The following is a 2,884-nucleotide window of genomic DNA, read 5'->3' as shown; positions in this document are numbered from 1 at the left end:
CTGTGTCACCGCCCCAAAGGTATTCAGAAGAAGCAGGTCTCGGGATTTTAAGCTAATGACCGCAGCAACTTTCTTCGTTGCAACGATCGCCCGTGTCTTGGGTATAGTTAACTTTTCGCCGACTTCTGCAAATCGTTGGGCTTGTAGAAGTTCCGGAGTCGGCTTGCGCCAACCGCTCTGTGTTATGCCTGTATTTCACCTCCGGGTTTGTGGAGATGAAAAAATCCCATTCGCCTAATCGACGTTCTTTCGTCGACAGTGATTCGCGGGAGCGGTATCCAGTAGGTGTCTAATCAATCAGATAAGCTCTCGGGCCGCTTTGGCTTGGGGGCTTTTATTTTGCCTCAGGTTATGGTGCCGATGTCTCCCCAGATTGAGCGAGATAATCCGCATAGAGCTGATCGAGGTTCTCTGAGAGAAACTCCCCAAACCCAGCGGAATCCTTAGATGTCAGCGAGATGTTGTAGGCGCGACCTGTGCGACCAACTACGCCCTTGATACGGCCCTCACCAGCCGTCCAGGTGCGTTTTGCTGGCGTTGCCTTGGGGCTCCGCCGTTTGGGCACCCTGCCCGCTTCGGCCACCTTGCTATGTAAAATCTCAAACTTCGTGTCGCTATCAAGCTGACCAAAGCCATCTGTCGCCAAGACCCGATCCGCGACCTTGAGATTGGCTTTTTCTGCCATCAGCTTCTTGAAGTCTTCCCAGCGATCACGGCCGATCTGTTTGGCCGGTCCAATCGCTTCGATCAAGTGCTCTGGGACGGTGCTCGCGACCGAGAGCATACGCGAAAGTAGCGTTCCATCAATTGTCAGCGCTTGTTGGATAATATCTTTGTCTTGATCAAGGCCGCGAAGGTTTTTGGCAAACAAGGCTTTTTCAATGAAGGAAAGGTCAGCACGTGCTGTATTCTCCTGACCTTGCGCGAGAACATGCGCGACATCGTCCATTTCTTTGACGACGGCACGGACTGGACGATCCAGCGCACGCGCAACGCGGACACGGCGATGACCAAAGACAATCATGTAACGACCAGACGCTTCCGGATGAGGGCGCAGCAGAACAGGCGTATCCTGACCACTTGCCGCAATCGAACTCTTCAGCTCATCAAAGGCATCGTCATCACCACTCAGTCGATCATTAACGAAAGACGCATCAATGAGATCGGTATCGATCTCTACAATGGTTTCGCCTTCGAGCAATCGCTTCGAATTCTCGGCAAGACTATCGATGGATACTTTCATCGATTTGGATGCACCGCGCATTGCGTAGCTAGAGCGTTCCGACCCAGGCGTACTTTGAGTGGTGTCACCCATCACAGATTTCAACAGGTCTTTTCTAGCCATGTTGCTCTCCCAAATGCTTGCAAGCCCGGCCGTGTGCACGGCTGTCAAAACTAATCTGCACGGCTGTCAAAATCATGGCAGGTCGCGCGCCCAGGCTTGATGTACAAGGTCAACGATTTCGTCATTTACGGCGTTCAAAGACGTGATTGCGCGGTCATAGGTCGAGCGCACAAACTGCGCGCGTTCAACTTCATAAAGAGTCTGCTTTGTGATCCCTGCGTCAGAGATTGCAGTGGACTTCACCATCTGAGCCCCGAGCATCTGATCTGGGAACATAGCCTGCAGAAAACCGACCATCTGCTTCTGGGGCCCGTCCGTCGGCTCAAAACGTGTGACGAGATAACGGAACCACTTCAGTTTCATCTCGGCACCCGCTTCGCGGATCGTCTGAAGGATGCCGCCGAGCATGAGGAGAAACTGGCTCATGGACATCACATCCAACATCTGAGGATGCACGGTCACGAGCACAGAAGTAGACGCTGTTAAAGCTGTTAGAGTTAGATATCCCAGCTGGGGAGGGCAGTCGATCACTACAACATCATAGCGGTCATCAACTTCCTCGAGCGCTTTCGAAATGCGTGTGAAGAAAGCTCGACCTTCAGTCGGGTCGCGGCTCGTGAGCGCTACGGGCGTGTCATACTCGTATTCTTGAAGATCAAGGCTGGCAGGCACGATATCGAGGTTCGGAAAATTGGTTGGCTGAATGACCGTGCTGATCGGACGGCGCTCATCATCGTATCGCAATGTCTCGTAAAGGGACGAAACAGAGTCTAACTCAGGCTGAATGCCATGCAGAGCGGTAAGCGACGCTTGCGGATCGAGATCAATTGCCAATACGCGGTGACCTTTGAGCGCCAGATGCTGAGCAAGGTGCGCGGCAGTGGTTGTTTTACCTGAGCCACCTTTGAAATTGACGACCGATATAACATGAAGCTCGTCACCCTCAGACCGTCCCGGAAGGTAACGACGTTTGCCTGGGCGCCCATGGGCATCAAGATAGGCGCGCAACTCCAACATTTGCTCAGCAGAATAGGAGCGGCGTCCAGACGAAGAAGTCTCAGGGGCCGGGCCTTTGCCCTCGAGATGTAGCTTTTTGATGGTTGATTGCGTCACGCCAAGGAAATAAGCGACTTCCGCCAAGGAAAACTGGCGCAATCCCTTTTGAGCATTGGGTGGATATTGCTGCTGACGCAATATATTGAGGCGGTCAGAAATCAGCTCTCCCTGCTGGAGGATGATTTCATCGAAGGGTATATTCCCTTTGTCGCCTTGGAATGGTGTAGATTCCATACTGCCGCCTCGCCTAATATCGCTTTTTGCGCGATTTATCTCGTTAAACTGTGACTTAGCGTGGAAATGTCTTATCCACAACGATTTTTTATCGTGGACTCAGAGGGCTTGGCTGACAAGACAGGCTTGTTTGGGGCGCTACCGACAGTGGAATGCACTGCAGATTCCACTAAATCTGGCACCTGTGGTTGTGCGAGTTTGGCTGAATTGGAACGCCTTCGAAAAGAGTCTTTGGCTTAAACATCTGAT

The 2,884-nt window shown here is 52.3% G+C and carries 2 protein-coding genes; both read right to left on the bottom strand.

Annotated features, from left to right (window positions below; translation table 11 throughout):
* Nucleotides 1-349: 349 nt before the first annotated feature.
* Nucleotides 350-1,345 carry a plasmid partitioning protein RepB gene (repB, locus tag ABJF76_RS04565; protein WP_413818788.1) on the bottom strand — a complete coding sequence of 332 codons (996 nt, stop codon included), beginning with the start codon at nt 1,343-1,345 and terminating at the stop codon, nt 350-352.
* A 72-nt stretch (nt 1,346-1,417) separates the two neighbouring features.
* Nucleotides 1,418-2,635, bottom strand: a complete 1,218-nt coding sequence (gene repA, locus ABJF76_RS04560) for a plasmid partitioning protein RepA (RefSeq protein ID WP_413818789.1) — start codon at nt 2,633-2,635, stop codon at nt 1,418-1,420.
* Nucleotides 2,636-2,884: the final 249 nt, after the last annotated feature.

It is taken from the genome of Tateyamaria sp., assembly GCF_039940735.1.
Taxonomy (GTDB): Bacteria; Pseudomonadota; Alphaproteobacteria; order Rhodobacterales; family Rhodobacteraceae; genus Tateyamaria.
The sequence above is the reverse complement of the archived record's forward strand: the minus strand, read 5'-3'. Positions and strand labels throughout refer to the sequence as shown.

What these genes read in the sequence shown, in the direction of transcription:
- repA (WP_413818789.1), bottom strand. Translation starts at nt 2,635, where the DNA reads ATGGAATCTACACCATTCCAAGGCGACAAAGGGAATATACCCTTCGAT.
- repB (WP_413818788.1), bottom strand. Translation starts at nt 1,345, where the DNA reads ATGGCTAGAAAAGACCTGTTGAAATCTGTGATGGGTGACACCACTCAA.